This window comes from Corynebacterium alimapuense (assembly GCF_003716585.1).
Classification (GTDB): Bacteria; Actinomycetota; Actinomycetes; order Mycobacteriales; family Mycobacteriaceae; genus Corynebacterium; species Corynebacterium alimapuense.
This window is the reverse complement of sequence record NZ_PTJO01000005.1, coordinates 325879-340903: the sequence shown is the minus strand read 5'-3', so window position 1 is coordinate 340903 and position 15025 is coordinate 325879. Positions and strand designations below refer to the sequence as shown.

14 protein-coding genes and 1 tRNA gene are annotated in these 15025 nt (G+C 55.5%); 10 read left to right on the top strand and 5 right to left on the bottom strand.

Features of this window, described 5'->3' with window-relative positions:
- Window positions 1-8 precede the first annotated feature (8 nt).
- Window positions 9-1052 (bottom strand): quinolinate synthase NadA, encoded by a 1044-nt coding sequence (gene nadA / locus C5L39_RS08650; RefSeq protein ID WP_123048479.1) that lies wholly within the window; start codon window positions 1050-1052, stop codon window positions 9-11.
- Window positions 1053-1138: 86 nt separating this feature from the next.
- Window positions 1139-2605 (bottom strand): amino acid permease, encoded by a 1467-nt coding sequence (locus tag C5L39_RS08645; protein WP_123048478.1) that lies wholly within the window; start codon window positions 2603-2605, stop codon window positions 1139-1141.
- Window positions 2606-2669: 64 nt separating this feature from the next.
- On the opposite strand from C5L39_RS08645, the gene C5L39_RS08640 reads away from it, so the two are divergent.
- Entirely contained in the window at window positions 2670-3299 is a 630-nt protein-coding gene (locus C5L39_RS08640) for a MazG nucleotide pyrophosphohydrolase domain-containing protein (protein WP_123048477.1), read from the top strand.
- A gap of 1 nt (window position 3300) precedes the next feature.
- On the opposite strand, the gene C5L39_RS08635 is transcribed toward C5L39_RS08640, so the two are convergent.
- A complete protein-coding gene (locus C5L39_RS08635; protein WP_165858020.1) occupies window positions 3301-3855 on the bottom strand; it encodes a hypothetical protein in 555 nt (184 codons plus the stop codon).
- A 203-nt stretch (window positions 3856-4058) separates the two neighbouring features.
- On the opposite strand from C5L39_RS08635, the gene C5L39_RS08630 reads away from it, so the two are divergent.
- The 8 genes from C5L39_RS08630 to C5L39_RS08595 all read left to right on the top strand — a co-directional run bounded on the left by C5L39_RS08630 (window position 4059) and on the right by C5L39_RS08595 (window position 11513).
- On the top strand, window positions 4059-4847 hold the full coding sequence (locus C5L39_RS08630; RefSeq protein ID WP_245974946.1) for a lytic transglycosylase domain-containing protein: 789 nt from the start codon (window positions 4059-4061) through the stop codon (window positions 4845-4847).
- A gap of 166 nt (window positions 4848-5013) precedes the next feature.
- Window positions 5014-6291 carry a phosphopyruvate hydratase gene (gene eno / locus C5L39_RS08625; RefSeq protein WP_123048474.1) on the top strand — a complete coding sequence of 426 codons (1278 nt, stop codon included), beginning with the start codon at window positions 5014-5016 and terminating at the stop codon, window positions 6289-6291.
- 81 nt (window positions 6292-6372) lie between these two features.
- Window positions 6373-6891, top strand: coding sequence for a septum formation initiator family protein (locus tag C5L39_RS08620; protein ID WP_245974945.1), 519 nt, complete (start codon window positions 6373-6375; stop codon window positions 6889-6891).
- Between the two features lie 5 nt (window positions 6892-6896).
- Window positions 6897-7454 carry a DUF501 domain-containing protein gene (locus tag C5L39_RS08615; protein WP_123048623.1) on the top strand — a complete coding sequence of 186 codons (558 nt, stop codon included), beginning with the start codon at window positions 6897-6899 and terminating at the stop codon, window positions 7452-7454.
- On the top strand, window positions 7451-8410 hold the full coding sequence (locus C5L39_RS08610; protein ID WP_123048473.1) for a Ppx/GppA phosphatase family protein: 960 nt from the start codon (window positions 7451-7453) through the stop codon (window positions 8408-8410). Before C5L39_RS08615 ends, C5L39_RS08610 begins: the two co-directional genes overlap by 4 nt.
- A 56-nt stretch (window positions 8411-8466) precedes the next feature.
- Window positions 8467-8539, top strand: a tRNA-Leu gene (locus C5L39_RS08605).
- A gap of 443 nt (window positions 8540-8982) precedes the next feature.
- Entirely contained in the window at window positions 8983-9507 is a 525-nt protein-coding gene (locus tag C5L39_RS08600; RefSeq protein WP_123048472.1) for a hypothetical protein, read from the top strand.
- Window positions 9508-10616: 1109 nt separating this feature from the next.
- The gene (locus C5L39_RS08595; RefSeq protein WP_123048471.1) at window positions 10617-11513 is read left to right on the top strand and encodes a quinone oxidoreductase family protein; all 897 of its coding nucleotides are present in this window, start codon (window positions 10617-10619) and stop codon (window positions 11511-11513) included.
- Window positions 11514-11523: 10 nt separating this feature from the next.
- On the opposite strand, the gene C5L39_RS08590 is transcribed toward C5L39_RS08595, so the two are convergent.
- Window positions 11524-12591, bottom strand: coding sequence for a CNNM domain-containing protein (locus C5L39_RS08590; protein WP_123048470.1), 1068 nt, complete (start codon window positions 12589-12591; stop codon window positions 11524-11526).
- Window positions 12588-13949 (bottom strand): hemolysin family protein, encoded by a 1362-nt coding sequence (locus C5L39_RS08585; protein ID WP_123048469.1) that lies wholly within the window; start codon window positions 13947-13949, stop codon window positions 12588-12590. Before C5L39_RS08585 ends, C5L39_RS08590 begins: the two co-directional genes overlap by 4 nt.
- Window positions 13950-14172: 223 nt before the next feature.
- On the opposite strand from C5L39_RS08585, the gene C5L39_RS08580 reads away from it, so the two are divergent.
- Window positions 14173-14988 (top strand): Bax inhibitor-1/YccA family protein, encoded by an 816-nt coding sequence (locus C5L39_RS08580; RefSeq protein WP_123048468.1) that lies wholly within the window; start codon window positions 14173-14175, stop codon window positions 14986-14988.
- Window positions 14989-15025: the final 37 nt, after the last annotated feature.

The window sequence follows — 15025 nt, the reverse complement described above, 5'->3', positions numbered from 1 at the left end:
GGCGGGGGCTACTCCCCGCCGCCGGGCTGACCAATGGCGATCATTCGCTCGAGGGAGGCGCGAGCTGCGCTGGCCGTATCGGTGGGAACATCGACTTGATCTGCACCCATCGCTAGGCAACGCAGCAGGGCAGAAGGGGTGATCATCTTCATGTAGCTACACGACGCCCGGCTGTTGACCGGTTGAAAGTCCACCGCTGGGGCGGCCTTGCGCAGCTGGTGGAGCATACCGATCTCGGTGGCCACCAGTACTGAACCTGAGGTGGATTTCTCGGCTGCGTCGAGCATTTGCCCGGTGGAGAGCATATGTACTCGATCTGCTGCGACCAGTCCTTCGCCGGCCAGGTAGATCGCGGAGTTGGCACAACCGCACTCTGGGTGGATATAGAGATCTGCCTCTGGGTGCTGCTCGGCTTGGCGCGTCAGCTCTGGGCCGCTAATACCAGCGTGGACGTGGCATTCGCCAGCCCAGATGTAGATATTGTCCCGACCGGTTTCTCGCTTGACGTGTGCGCCAAGGAACTGATCGGGGCAAAAGAGGATCTCGCGATCAGCGGGCAGGGATGCCACCACATCAACGGCATTGGAAGATGTGCAGCAGACATCGGTGAGTGCTTTCACCTCAGCGGTGGTGTTGACATAGCTGACCACCAAAGCATCGGGGTGCTCGAGTTTCCATTCCTTCAGCTGCTCGGCGGTGATTGAATCTGCCAGCGAACAGCCAGCGCGCTCGTCGGGGATGAGGACGGTCTTTTCGGGAGAAAGGATCTTGGCTGATTCAGCCATGAAGTGGACTCCGCAGAAGATGATGACATCGGCATCGGTCTCAGCGGCGATTCGAGACAGACCGAGGGAATCGCCGGTGTAATCGGCGATGTCCTGGATCTCTGGCAGCTGATAATTGTGGGCCAAGATGACAGCGTTGCGCTCGGCGGCTAGGCGTTTGATCTCAGCTGCCCAGGTGGCGTCTGCTTCAATGCCGGACCAACCACCGGGGCCGTCGACCAGTTTGTTGAGCAACGGGGAAGTCAGCGGGGAGAGGAACTGTGACACGGTGCACTCCTTGGGGGCGTGGATAATGGCCCTAGTATCCCAGATAGCGATGGATTCGAGGGACTGGGGCAGCGTCGAATAGATCTTTAGAGGCTCAACGTGCCTTGAGACAGGCCCCAGAGCGCAAAGACAGAGGCCGCGAGAATGATCACGACGATGACCCATTCAAAGGAATTGAAGGCACGTTGCCCGGCCTTGAGACGGGTCCAGACATAGGGGATGAGTCCGGGAGCGACCGCGAGTGCCCCAAATAGGACGAAAGTCAGATCCGCGGCATAGAACAACCAGCAGGAATAGACCAAAGCAAGCATGGCCACGGGAAGATGTCGGCGGTTGTCGGACTGGGACATCTCCGGCCCAGAATCATCGAAGTGAGTACCAGCCTGGGGGTGAGTGATCCCGCGACCGCGGATGGTCAACAACACCAGATAAAGCGCAGAGAACAAGTAGGGAACTAGGTAGAGCACAGTGGCCAGCTGGACCATTGAGATATAAGCGGTTTCGCTGAAAAAGAAGATGATGATGGTCAGTTGAATGACCACAGTGGAGATCAGCTGCGCGGCCCAAGGCGATCCATTGGTGTTGGTGGCACCGAGCTTTTTGGGAAGTAGACCATCGACGGCCATGAGCATGACCGGCTCGGCGCAGAGCATCTGCCAAGAGACATAGGCGCCGAGAACAGATAGGCATAGACCCAGTGAAATAAAGGCACCACCCCAAGGTCCGACGACTGCTTCTAACACCGCGCCCATCGAGTTATTGGGGAGTGCTGCCAACTCCTCCTGGGTAAGGACACCGTAGGAGAGCGTGGAGACGCTCACCAACAGGAAGAGCACAGCGAGGAAACCAATGATGGTGGCTCGGCCGACATCTTGACGCGAACGAGCCTGCTTGGAATAAACCGATGCTCCCTCCACCCCGATAAATACCCACACGGTAAACAGCATCACGCCCCGGACTTGTTCGAAGATCGAGCCGGTCGAGCCATTGGTGTTCCAAAAATCGAGGGTGAATCGCTCCCAGCTGAAGCCTAAGAAGGCCACTAATAGGATGAACGCTGCGATGGGCAACAACTTGGCCACCGTAGTCACCGCATTCATGAAGGCGGCCTGTCGGATTCCCCGGGAGAGCACAGCAAAAATCAGCCAAGTCATCGCCGATGCAGCGATCATAGTGATGAACTGATTATCCGGTGAGAACAACGGTACGTAGTGGCCCAAGGTGGAGAAAAACAGGGTGGCATAGCCCACCTGGGCGATCACTGAACCTAACCAATATCCCCAGCCAGAGGTGAAACCGATGTAGTCACCTAGGCCCGCCCGGACGTAGGAATATACTCCGGATTCTAAGTGCGGTTTGCGCACCGCCAGGATTTGGAAGACAAAGGCGATCGAGAGCATGCCGACGCCCGAGATCACCCAAGCGATCAAGCTCGCGCCGGGTCCTGCTGCTGAGGCGGCATTCTGCGGCAGCGAGAAGATGCCCGAACCGACGGTGGATCCGATGATCAGGGCTACTAGGGTCCACATGGTCACGGTGTGGGTACGGGTCATAGTCACGCGTTTACCTTAGGCGTAGTACACCCCCAGCGGGAGCAATCACTTTAGGATGTAGACCATGACTGTCCTGCTTCTCGACGACCGCTGGCCCACGCTTATCCCCATGGAGGCGTTCAACGCGCTTTCCGGCCCCATCGCATTTACTGATGAGGTGCCCGTGCGGGTTCGATGGAACTTTGATGAGCTGGTCTCGCCACAAGGCCCAGGTGTCTTGGTGAGCACTAATGAAGATGATCCGCAGGTTATTAATCGACTTCATGCCGGCGAGCAGCTTATCGAGGCGCCTTCGCGGCAAGATCCAGTGCGTGAGGCTGTGAAGATAATGTCGCGGGCCAGATCCATCGGGGAGTGGGAATCAGCGCAGACGCACCGCTCATTGCTGCCTTATCTGGCCGAAGAATCCCAGGAATTCGCTGATGCGGTAGTCGACTGGGAGCGCGATGGTGATGAACAAGCTCTGCTAGGTGAGCTTGGTGATGTGCTCTTGCAGGTGTTTTTCCACGCTGAGATCGCATCGCGTCGCGGTGGCTTCGACTTCACGGACGTAGCGGGATCTTTTGTCAACAAGCTGCGGATTCGTTCGCCCTATCTATTCGACGGCACCAATCAGATGGTGCCGGAAGCAGAGCAAGAAAGGCTGTGGGCCCAGGGTAAGGCGCAAGAGCGCCAGTTACCCCGGGGGCAGTGAATTACTCGGAGCTCAAGCTGGAGTCGGAGACGAGATCTGCATAGTCGCTCATCTCAGAGCTGGTGAGCGGATCAGAGCTGAGGGTGGAACCGAAGCTGACGCCGGAGCTCAGACCCAGCAGGCTGGAGCCGGAGAGCAGATCAACAACCGAGCCTAGGCTCGAGTTAGGGCTGATCTCGGGTAGCCCCAAAGTGCTAGATCCTAGGCTGGAGCCCGAGCTCAAGCCCTGGATGGCCTGGGAGCTACCTCCGGAGAGCAGCGGGTCTTCGGAAATGAGGCCACAAGCAAGCGCACGGTCTGCAACCGGAATGGCTGCGACACCAGCGAGAGTTGAATCCACGCTGTTGTTGATGTTGTCAATCAACTGGCTGTAGGTGGTGCCGTCGTTGAGCAGGTCGAACTGGTCCAGGACAAGCCCCAGAGCAGCGCATTCCCAGTTGATATCGAGGTTGAGATTGAGATCATCAGAGGAAGTGGATGCAGAGGCGGCGGGAGCGAGAGCGGCGACGGCCATGAGGGATGCAGCAGCGGTGGCTACGGTGCGACGGAGCTTCATAGGTGTAATGCCTTTCGAAGGGGAAAGCGACAGGAACATCGCCTTAACCCAGTTAATTGTAAATGGAGGGCTTCAGATTTAAGCAGAAGTCTACCTTAACATTTTCATGGAATAAGCTGATATTTTACAGTGAATATAGCGTTGGTCGGTGGGGCGACTAGGGAATGCGGAGTACTGCGTAGGACACGGTACGATCGAACGCCATGAGCGACGGAACGCGAAAGACCATGGGCTGTGGATTAGGGGTAGTCCTGGCTGTGATCATGGTTATCTCGCTGGTGGGCTGGGCACTGTCGCTACTTGATTTTTCCAATCCGATTCGTCAGCTGCAGCCAGTGCCAGACAATGTTCCGCCAGCTGCTGGAGCTGAGGTGCCTGGCATTGATGTCCATGCGGAGGGTCGTACCAGCGATAAACTGAGTTTTTGGGCAGAACCGATCGCCGAACAGACTGGCATTCCTGAGCCGGCTTTACGCGCTTACGCCAACGCCGAATTAATTGCTCGGGATGCGTGGCCGGAATGTAATCTGCGGTGGAATACTCTGGCCGGAATCGGCTGGGTAGAGACCCGTCATGGCACCTACTCAGGGGACTATTTCAACCGCAGTGAGATCAATGAAGAAGGTTTTGCGGAACCGAAGATTATCGGGATTGCGCTCGATGGTAGCCCCGGGGTAGCAGAGATTCTTGATACTGAAGGCGGTCTGCTCGATGGGGACGCTGAATATGATCGGGCAGTCGGTCCCATGCAGTTCATTCCTGAATCCTGGGAACGATATGGCCTAGATGCCAACGGCGATGGTGTTCCAGATCCCCATCAGATCGACGATGCTGCGCTGGGCGCAGCGAACCTTTTGTGCTCTGATAATCGTGATCTTTCGCTGCCGGAAGATTGGTCTGCGGCTATTTATTCCTATAACCGTTCTACCGACTACCTCATTAAAGTCCGAGATGCGGCCGCCTCCTATGCGCTTGGTCAGCCGGTCCAGTGAAACATCACACAAACGGGCATTCTCACACCATCTCTGGGGAGCGTGCCCGGTAGTTTTCTGGAACAATTGAGCAAGGAGGCGTGCTAAGTGCCCGTAAGGGAGATCGACGGCGCGTAATCTTGGTTAATAAGACGACCACACACGAGATGGCAACAGGAGGCCACAAGTGGCTGACATCATTCACGTTTTCGCCCGAGAGATCATGGATTCTCGCGGTAACCCCACTGTCGAGGCGGGCGTCGTGCTCGACGATGGTTCGATCGGCACCGCAGGCGTTCCCTCAGGTGCTTCTACCGGCATCCACGAGGCACATGAACTGCGTGACGGTGGAGACCGTTACCAGGGCAAAGGCGTTCTGCAGGCAGTCGAGTTCGTCAACGAGGAAATCGCTGATGAGCTCGCTGGCTTCGAAGCCGACGACCAGCGCCTGATCGATCAGGCCATGATCGCCCTCGACGGCACCGAGAACAAGTCCCGTCTGGGCGCCAACGCCATTCTTGGTGTTTCGATGGCTGTGGCTCGCGCTGCTGCGGAGTCGGCAAACCTGCCGCTTTACCGCTACATCGGCGGCCCCAACGCTCACCTGCTTCCGGTTCCGATGATGAACATCCTCAACGGTGGCGCTCACGCCGATTCCGGTGTGGATGTCCAGGAATTCATGATTGCCCCCATCGGTGCGGAGTCCTTCTCTGAGGCCCTGCGCACTGGCGCTGAGGTTTACCACACCCTTAAGTCCGTCCTGAAGGAAAAGGGTCTGTCCACCGGCCTCGGCGATGAGGGCGGGTTCGCTCCTTCCGTCGACTCCACCAAGGCTGCTCTGGATCTGATCGTTGAGGCCATCAAGAAGGCTGGCTTCACCCCGGGCAAGGATGTTGCTCTGGCCCTGGACGTTGCATCCTCTGAGTTCTTCAAGGATGGCAAGTACCACTTCGAAGGTGGAGAGCGCACCGCTGAAGAGATGGCTACCGTTTACGCGGAGCTCGTCGATGAGTACCCGATCGTCTCCATTGAGGATCCGCTGCAGGAAGATGACTGGGAGGGCTATGTCGCTCTGACCGCCGCTATCGGCGACAAGGTCCAGATCGTCGGCGACGACTTCTTCGTCACCAACCCGACGCGTCTGCAGAAGGGCATTGACGAGGCAGCTGCTAACGCTCTGCTGGTCAAGGTCAACCAGATCGGTACCCTCACCGAGACCTTCGATGCTGTCGCACTGGCTCATCACAACGGCTACCGCACGATGATGTCCCACCGTTCCGGTGAAACCGAGGACACCACCATCGCCGACCTGGCTGTTGCTTTGAGCTGTGGCCAGATCAAGACCGGTGCCCCGGCTCGTTCCGAGCGTGTGGCCAAGTACAACCAGTTGCTGCGCATTGAGCAGGAACTCGGCGACGCAGCTGTGTTCGCCGGCAGCTCTGCCTTCCCGCGTTTCAAGGGCTAAATAGAAATTCGGTTTAGTTGATGCCCCGTTGCCATGTGGCAGCGGGGCATCGTCGTGTCTTGGACTAGACTTAGAGGTCCTATGGCAGAGCAGAAAAAGGCCCCTACTCCGGCCACATCGCGTAGACGGCGAACAGTACCGGTGGCTTCCCGGAAAGCCGCCGCAGAGCAGGCCGCAAAGCGCCCCAGTAGCGCTAGGCTTCGGCCCGGCACCGTCGAATTGGGCGTACTTGTGATGGTGCTCATCATTGTCCTATTTACTATTACAGTGCCACTGCGCAACTATTTCCAGGGCCGTTCCGAAATCACTCGCCTCAATGAGACGATCGCTTCCCAACAATTGGAGAAAGAGCGTCTACTCGGGGAGATCGAACAATATGAAGATGATTCCTACCTGCAGGAACAGGCTCGAAACCGGCTAGGTTTGATTGAGCCGGGGGAGACCGCTTTCCGAATTATTGATCCGCGGATGGATCAGAACGACACTGCTACTACTTCCCAAGAAGAGCTAGCCGCCCAGCGGACATGGTTCGAGATTCTCTGGGACTCGGTCGCCACTGTGCCCACCGTCGACTCGGAGGACATCCTCGTGGAAGAATGATCTTCATGAGTGTCAATGAAGCAGACTTGGCGACCGTCGAAAAGCAACTTGGTCGCAAGCCGCGCGGTGTCTTGGATATCGCCTACCGCAGCCCTGATAGTGCCCCCGGAGTAGTTAAGACAGCCCCGCGCCTACCGGATGGCACCCCCTTTCCGACCCTTTACTACCTCACCGATCCTCGGCTGACGGCTGAGGCATCTCGTCTTGAGGTCGCTCAAGTAATGAAATGGATGGAAGCACGCTTGGCAGAGGATCTCGACCTAGCTGCTGACTATCGCGCTGCCCATGAGCATTTCCTTGCTTCTCGCAATGCAGTGGAGGATCTGGGCACCGATTTCTCTGGTGGCGGGATGCCTGATCGAGTCAAATGCCTGCACGTTCTCATCGCCTACGCCCTAGCTGAAGGCCCTGATCGGGTCCGTTTGGGTACCGAGGCGGTTGCGCTGGCTGCGGACCGTGGCGGCCTGCGCGGAACCGCGATTCCGCAGGACTGGCCGACCTGTGCTGAGCTTGGATTTGATGCCCACCAGTTTGATGAAAATTATCAGGAGTCCGCGAAATGACCAGGATTGCTGCTGTTGACTGCGGAACCAACTCCATCCGCCTGCTGATCTGTGAGGTTCGGGGAGATTCCGTCACCGAGATCCACCGCACCATGGAGATCGTTCGATTGGGCCGGATGGTCGATGAAACCGGAAAGCTAGACCCAGCGGCCATTGAACGCACACGTGTGGCGCTTGAAGGCTTCGTACAGATTATGAAGTTCGAAGAAGTAAAGGCAGTCCGAATGGTGGCCACCTCGGCTACTCGGGATGCTTCCAACCGCGACGAATTTTTCGCGATGACCGCCGAGCTGCTCGGTCAGATCACCCCGGGTGCTCAGGCCGAAGTTATCTCGGGCGATGAAGAAGCTGACCTGTCTTTCCTCGGAGCGATTACTGACCTTGACCCGGCACAAGGCCCGTTTTGTGTGATCGATCTGGGTGGCGGGTCCACTGAGTTCATTGTGGGCAGCTCCGAGGGAGAGGTCATGGGAGCACACTCCACCCAAATGGGCTGTGTGCGCCTGACTGAACGGATCATGCGTGCCGATCCACCCACCGAGACTGAGGTGGAGATTGCTCGCTCCTATATTCAGGATCGGCTAGTAGATGTGGTCAAGACTGTTCCGATCAACAAAGCTAAGACTGTCGTCGGAGTAGCTGGTACTTTTACTACTCTCTCTGCCCTGGCGCAGGGCCTAGAGAAGTACGATCCGGTAGAAATCCACTCTTCCGTGCTGAGATTTTCCGCCTTGCGGGTCCTGACTCGAGAGATTCGGAAGCAGTCTTCCGAGGCCCGTACGCTCAACCCAGTGGTCCACCCTGGGCGTGCCGATGTCCTAGGCAGTGGCTGCGTCATCGTGGAGGAAATTATGGGCATGTTGGAGGAGAATTCCTCGGCTAAATCCTTCGTCATCAGTGAGAAAGATATCCTCGATGGGATCATCACTAGCCTGGCAGAGAGCCTGAATCTCTGACTCTGAGAGCGATGTTCTAGAATAGGTTTCTTGAAGCGGGTTAATCCCCGCCGATCGCCCCCATAGCCCAATGGCAGAGGCAGCCGACTTAAAATCGGCACAGTGTCGGTTCGAGTCCGACTGGGGGCACAATGAGCAGGTAACGTGCTGTTAAATATTGCGAAGCACAGTTTGGACCTCGATATATTTAGTTAGTGATCACGTGGGTTAAGGGTGCCGGAACTGTCGGCTGCGAATGCTGATACAGAATGCTAGGCATCGGCCATCCTTGTCTTAAGATTCTTGAGGACAATGAACAGAGTCGGAAATGCTCTAGGTAGGCAGCCCGTAGCTAATCGCCTACCTGCTAAAAAATTCACAGTATTCTTCATGAGCTGGAGACAACTGCGAGGACATAATTTAGATTCTCGTCGAAATTGGAGAGATCATCTTTAGCGCTGGACTCAGGGTTGGCATTGATAATCGTTGGCTTCTTGATGTTTGTGCAGATCTGCTCATATTTTTCGACATCTTAATAATCAGAGCTAAGTGATTCCTGCGCATGCTGGATTTTTTTAGGCTATTTTAAGTTAATGGCTATTTTTTCTCGTGTGTTGGTGGCATCTGCAATCTTGTCTGTCGTTCCTTTTGCGGTGGCGTGTTCACCGTCTTCGACAGACTCCCTAGAAGACTCTCCAGAGCCAGAAGTAACAGCTGCTGAGCCCCTGCGGCAAGCGTGGATCAAATATGCTGAACTGGAGGGATGTAGGATTTCTCCAGGGCTGAATGCCTACACTCAAGAGGTTATTGATCGTCTGCTTGAGGACGACGATGACATGGCTTCCCTTTTTGATAGTGCAGATGACGACACTGCCTATTTGGGAGGATTTAATTTTACTAGATTTGACCGCAGCACGATTGATGTAGAGATTGCTGAACAGCTTGCTGAGGCGGAATTGTACGTGGCCGATAGGGAGGCGGAGCTGGAAGAAGACTTGGCTCAAGGTGAAGAGTTAAGCGAACTACAAGACATGTCTGAGTCGGACTGCGCTTTGGTTGCAGCTCAAGATGATGATTATGTCTATCTCGTTCAGGCAGAAGCTGAGATAGACGTCTGAGTTTGTTTTTGATTATCTCGATGGTGAAGTTGTTCCTCATGCCCTGATGCTGGTGTTTCAGGGTTTTTCGAGTTTTTCTGAGCCTTTTAGTTTTTTCGAGAGCCTTGAGTGCTGAACGTTGATGGTTTGGCATAGTAGTTTCCTTCTTTTGGATTGTTGTGGATATTTCTAAATTTAGATGAGCTTCGGGTCAGGGCATCTTAGTGATTTTGAGTGTGATGTGCTCGTCGCTGGTTGCTTCCTTTGGTTTGAGGTGTTGTTTTCTCAAGTTGTCCTGTTTGTCGTGGCATGTTGGTGCGTGGCAGCGGTTTTTTCTTATGGCCATGCTGTCGCTTCTCTTGGTGGAGGCGTTGCTGAGGGGCGGCGGGGGTCGGCTGTTAGGTGTACGAGGCGGGACATGCTCATAGTGTCCGCGTCTGAAGCAGTATCTAATCGATGGTCTAGTCATCGGGTCGGTAGGCGTATTAATTGTCATTTTTAGGCATTGCTTAGGGGAAATATGCGCATTCCTCTGAGCATAGTAGCCATGCGTAAGACTGCATAGATGCTGTCCTTGCTGGTGAGCTCGTAGAATTCGCCTACGATGAAGAGGGCATTGCTGTGCCCAATCAGATGTCTCGTCTTCGCAGGTATGACCGCAGCATGATTGATGAGCAGATCATAGGAAAGGGGCAGAATCTGATGAAATATTGGACTATCGGACGAACATATCCGCTTTTAGGAACGTGTCTCTCTGGATTGAACTGTGGTGTTGCTGTCGCCCAAGATGATCACTATGTCTATCTAGCTGTTGGGTAGTTTCCCTACTCTTGTAGGGAACAACAAGGCAAGATTTCATAGCCCCATAGTTGTGAAACTCATTTTCTGGCATTGTCAGATTGTGGAGATGATCTCCTTGGGTGTGGCATGGTTTATGAGTTTTCTCTTGGATTATTTCTCGGTCATGAAACTCACATAGTTACTAGGATTTCCAGTTCGAAAATAGTCACTAGTACGAATTGTATTTTTGGTGAAAAGCCGTGCAGAGTTCTGCTCTTGTCACAGGCGGTGCTAACTCTCATTTGGTGCGTTCTCCCTGAAAATGGCCGTGAAATCGCTATGTTAGTGGCATGCGCATCTTTGGCTTCACTACTCATGGCGGTCCTGAGGTTGCTTCACTTCTGCATGCCTCAAAGCCCACCCCAGGCCCAGGCCAGGTCCTCATCGAGGTCTTAGCAAGCTCAGTTAACCCTGGCGATATCAAGACTCGGGAAGGCACCAACGAGTTTGAAGTGATCTTTCCCATGGCCTTCGGTCGGGAGGCTGCCGGCCGAGTAATTGCTTTAGGCCACGGGGTTGAAGGGATCGAGATAGACGAGCTGGTCTTTGGCTCTGCGGCTTCAGGCTACGGCTGTTTCGCTGACTACACGCTTCTCGACGCCGCCGCTACCGCCGCGGTCCCCGAAGGGCTGCCGTTGTTTCAGGCAGCGTGTATTCCGGTTGCCTATGGCACCGCCTACGATGCCTTAGATCAGCTGGGTCTACACGCTGGGCAAAGTCTCGTGGTTGTTGGCGCTGGCGGGGGAGTGGGCACCGCCATTACCGCGCTAGCGGTGGCTCGCGGGATCGACGTTATTGGTGTGGCAAGTGCGGGAAAACGCGAACTGATCTCATCTTTGGGCGGACGTCCAGTGGCCTCTGGAGATGGCTGGGTGGAGCGAGTGCTAGATATCGCCGAGCACCCAGCTGCTGTATTCGACGTGGTGGGTGGCACAGTGCTGCAAGAAGCATCGAGCCTGAGCGATGCCTTGATCTCGGTGGCAGATAGGTCTCTGGTAGTTGAACTTGGTGGCACGGGGGTGGAGCGGCGCCGCGATCGAGAGACCTATGTGAAACTGGCCCAGTTGCTCACCGATGGCCGAGCACAAGTCACCATCGGTGAGGTACTACCCCTAGAGCGCGCGGCGGAGGCAGTGTCGCTGGTTGAACAAGGACATGCCACCGCCAAGGTGGTCGTGCGGCTTTAGGGCTTTAGCTTTAAGCCTGCCGACCAGCTTGGACGCGATCTAGTTCCTCGGCGATACTCGGCCATAGACGGCCCAGGATATCGTCCCAGGTGACTACTCCGACTACTTCTCCGGGCTGATCAGCCACACCATCTTCGGGGATGACGATGGCTACCTGTTCATTGCTGCTTCGCATCCGATTAAGCGCCTCAGACATGGTGGTTGATTGCGTCAGCATCAACGCCGGACGCGCATACTGGCTGGCGGGGGTTTTGGGATCCGCGAGCAAAGTATCCCGGACATGGACCAGATGCGGGCCTGGGTCTGGGGCATCGACGGGGGCGTCGATAAGAATTCTCATCGCACCCGTCTCGCGGGATCGATGGTGGACTTGCGAGACCGTGGCATCTGCCGGCAGTAACGTACGCGGGGTTATCGCGTCGCCGACGGTGGCAAAATCCAAGGCGATGACACCGGAAATTTGGTTGGCCGAAATATCATCCAGGGTGCCGGTATCGCGAGAGTGTTCGACCAAACGGCGCAGCGTATCAGCGTCGTAGCCCTTGGCCGCGGCGCTTTCTACCGGTTCCTGACCTGCACGCTTGACCAGCCTATTGGCCATCTTATTGACCCAGGTCAACAACGGTCGGAAGATGGTAATGAAACCGCGGGCAGGAAGCGCGATAAGACGAATCGCGGATTCCGGGTGGGCGATCGCCCATGATTTAGGGGCCATTTCTCCGATCACCAGATGGAGGAAAGTGACAATAAACAGCGCCAGAATGAACGAGAGCGAATCTGCCACAGTGGTGGACAAATTAAGCGCATCGAAGGCCGGCATGAGCAAATGATGCACCCAAGGCTTGGTGATCGCGCCGAGAGCGAAAGTAGCGGCAGTGATGCCTAGCTGCGCTCCGGCAAGCATGAGAGTGAGCTCGTTGAGGCTGCGCAACGCTGCCCGAGAAGACGCCGAGGTGCCGGCGGTTTCCTCGAGTCGATTACGCCGTGCTGCCAGCAGGGAAAATTCGACCACCACGAAAAACGCGGATCCTAAAATGATCAGCACCGTCAGCGGCAGTGCAATATACCAATCCATTATGAGCGTTCCTCCTCGAGCAAAGTGATCCGGACTTGAGAGGGAACATGGCGTTCGACCTCTGTGATGCTCATCCGCAAGGTGCGGATCGGGGAGTCCTCACCTTCGACATAGTCTTCGGGCTCAGCTTCGAGCTCGACTTCGTGGACCTCACCCTCATCCACTAGACCGCCGGCCTCAGAAATGATCAGCCCAGCGATGGTTTCAAAATCGCCTTGGGGCAAGGCATGCCCGATGGCTCTTTCAACCTCATCTAGCGGGGTGTCACCGTCTACGCTCCAGGTATCGATATCCATGGCGGTGATATCTTCCGAGTCTTTCGGATCGTGTTCATCGGATACATCGCCGAGAATTTCTTCGGCTAGGTCTTCGACGGTGATGATGCCGACAAACCCACCGTATTCGTCAATAACACAGCCCATTTTCTCTTGATGCTCGCGCAGCTCTGCCACAGCATCTGGAAGTGACATCAGCTCCGACATCACTACCGGTTTGCGCATGAGAGTGGTCACCGGAGTCGCGTCAGGCAACGCCGTGGTTAAGACATCCGCAAGATGAACGACACCGATCGGGTCGTGGTCATCGTCAATGATGGGGTAGCGAGTATGCGCGGAAGCCATGAGTACCCGTACCTCACCGATCGTGGTCGAAGGATCGACGACATCGGTTCGCGAACGCGGAATCATGGCGTGTTCGACGTCGTGCTCGGGGAAATCTAGCAGCCGGTCAAGGACCAAAAAGGTGCTGTTCGGGAGATCTCCACTCTCGCGCGAGGACGCCACAATATGCTCCAAGTCCTCGGTAGTGGCTGTGGAATCGACGTCTTCGACTGGTTCGATGCGCAGTAAGCGCAGGAGAGTGTTGGAGGAGACATCGAAGAACTTAATCAGCCAGCCAAATAATGCCAGGTAGATGGTGATCGAACGTGCCAGGGCCAATGAGGATTGCAAGGGCGCAGCGATCGTGTAGTTCTTGGGGAAAAGCTCACCGAAGATCATTTGCACCACTGTGGAGAAAGCTAAGGCGAGGAAAGTTCCTATTCCTACGGACACTGCGGTTGGTATGCCGGCTCCACCTAGGAGGGTGCCGAGAGCTTGCCCGACCATCGGCTCAGCGATAAAGCCAACCAATAGGCCAGTGACGGTAATGCCTAGCTGTGCTCCAGAGAGCATAAATGAGGTTCGTTTGGTGATCTTGAGTGCTGATTGTGCCCTTTTATCACCCTTTCCTGCCAATGCCCGCAACTCTGTGCGGTCCACTGACATGTAGGCGAATTCTTGAGCCACGAAGTAGCCGTTGGCCACGATGATCAGGGCGACAACCAACAATCCGAGGATCAGAGAGAATACTGCGGCGATCATGCCGTCCCCCCGCTATCGATTCTTGAAGGGGGATTGGATAATCGTTGAGGAGGCTCCACTGTGGAGATAACACCTACGCTTTCGGAGAAGAGTTTGGTCTAGATGGTCACGCGATACTACCGTTTTTTGAGCTTAGCCGGGGAACTAAATTAAAACTTGGTACGTTGTAGCGGATATAAGCATGATTGAGAAACCGACACACGGGAAAGAGCCGGGTTAAGAAATGCGCAGTAGCAACCCTGTTATGAATTCACTGTCCACGCCAACGAACAGTCAGCAGAGTGGCACCCCGCAGGGTTATCAAGACCCGTATGCCGCTTATGGTCAGACTCCCGCGCAGCAGGCGGGGGATCGGCCTATGACCGTCGACGATGTGGTGACTAAGACGGGTATCACGCTCGGCGTGATTGTGGTTTTTGCCATCGTCAACTTTGTCATCTCGTTGTCTAACCCCGGTCTGGCAATGACCTTGACCATGGTCGGTGCCATCGGTGGTCTGATCACCGTGCTGGTAGCTACCTTCGGCAAGAAGTACGGCTCCGCAGCAGTGACTTTGATTTACGCTGCTTTTGAAGGGTTATTCGTCGGCGGCATCTCTGTGATGTTCTCCGGCATGCTAGTCGGCGATTCTGATGCTGGTGCACTGATCGGTCAGGCCGTCCTGGGCACCGTTGGTGTATTCCTCGGAATGCTGTTTGTTTATAAAACCGGTGCAGTGAAGGTCACTCCGAAGTTCAACCGGATTGTTACCGGCGCGATCATTGGCGTCTTGGTCCTCAGTGTGGGCAACCTGCTGCTAGCTATGTTCACCGGATCCAACCCGCTGCGTGATGGTGGCATTCTGGCCATCATTTTCTCCATCGTCTGCATCGGCTTGGCTGCAGTTAGCTTCCTCTCTGACTTTGATATGGCCGACAAGATGATCCGTGCTGGTGCACCCTCCAAGATGGCCTGGGGCGTTGCTCTTGGCTTGTCTGTGACCCTCGTCTGGCTCTACACCGAGATCCTGCGCTTGCTCTCCTACTTCCGCAGTAACTGATTTACAGCACTGTAGAACTCAAAAAGAAGGACCCACA

What these genes read in the sequence shown, in the direction of transcription:
- C5L39_RS08645 (WP_123048478.1), bottom strand. Translation starts at nt 2,605, where the DNA reads ATGACCCGTACCCACACCGTGACCATGTGGACCCTAGTAGCCCTGATC.
- C5L39_RS08640 (WP_123048477.1), top strand. Translation starts at nt 2,670, where the DNA reads ATGACTGTCCTGCTTCTCGACGACCGCTGGCCCACGCTTATCCCCATG.
- C5L39_RS08635 (WP_165858020.1), bottom strand. Translation starts at nt 3,855, where the DNA reads ATGAAGCTCCGTCGCACCGTAGCCACCGCTGCTGCATCCCTCATGGCC.
- C5L39_RS08630 (WP_245974946.1), top strand. Translation starts at nt 4,059, where the DNA reads ATGAGCGACGGAACGCGAAAGACCATGGGCTGTGGATTAGGGGTAGTC.
- C5L39_RS08620 (WP_245974945.1), top strand. Translation starts at nt 6,373, where the DNA reads ATGGCAGAGCAGAAAAAGGCCCCTACTCCGGCCACATCGCGTAGACGG.
- C5L39_RS08615 (WP_123048623.1), top strand. Translation starts at nt 6,897, where the DNA reads ATGAGTGTCAATGAAGCAGACTTGGCGACCGTCGAAAAGCAACTTGGT.
- C5L39_RS08610 (WP_123048473.1), top strand. Translation starts at nt 7,451, where the DNA reads ATGACCAGGATTGCTGCTGTTGACTGCGGAACCAACTCCATCCGCCTG.
- C5L39_RS08600 (WP_123048472.1), top strand. Translation starts at nt 8,983, where the DNA reads ATGGCTATTTTTTCTCGTGTGTTGGTGGCATCTGCAATCTTGTCTGTC.
- C5L39_RS08595 (WP_123048471.1), top strand. Translation starts at nt 10,617, where the DNA reads ATGCGCATCTTTGGCTTCACTACTCATGGCGGTCCTGAGGTTGCTTCA.
- C5L39_RS08585 (WP_123048469.1), bottom strand. Translation starts at nt 13,949, where the DNA reads ATGATCGCCGCAGTATTCTCTCTGATCCTCGGATTGTTGGTTGTCGCC.
- C5L39_RS08580 (WP_123048468.1), top strand. Translation starts at nt 14,173, where the DNA reads ATGCGCAGTAGCAACCCTGTTATGAATTCACTGTCCACGCCAACGAAC.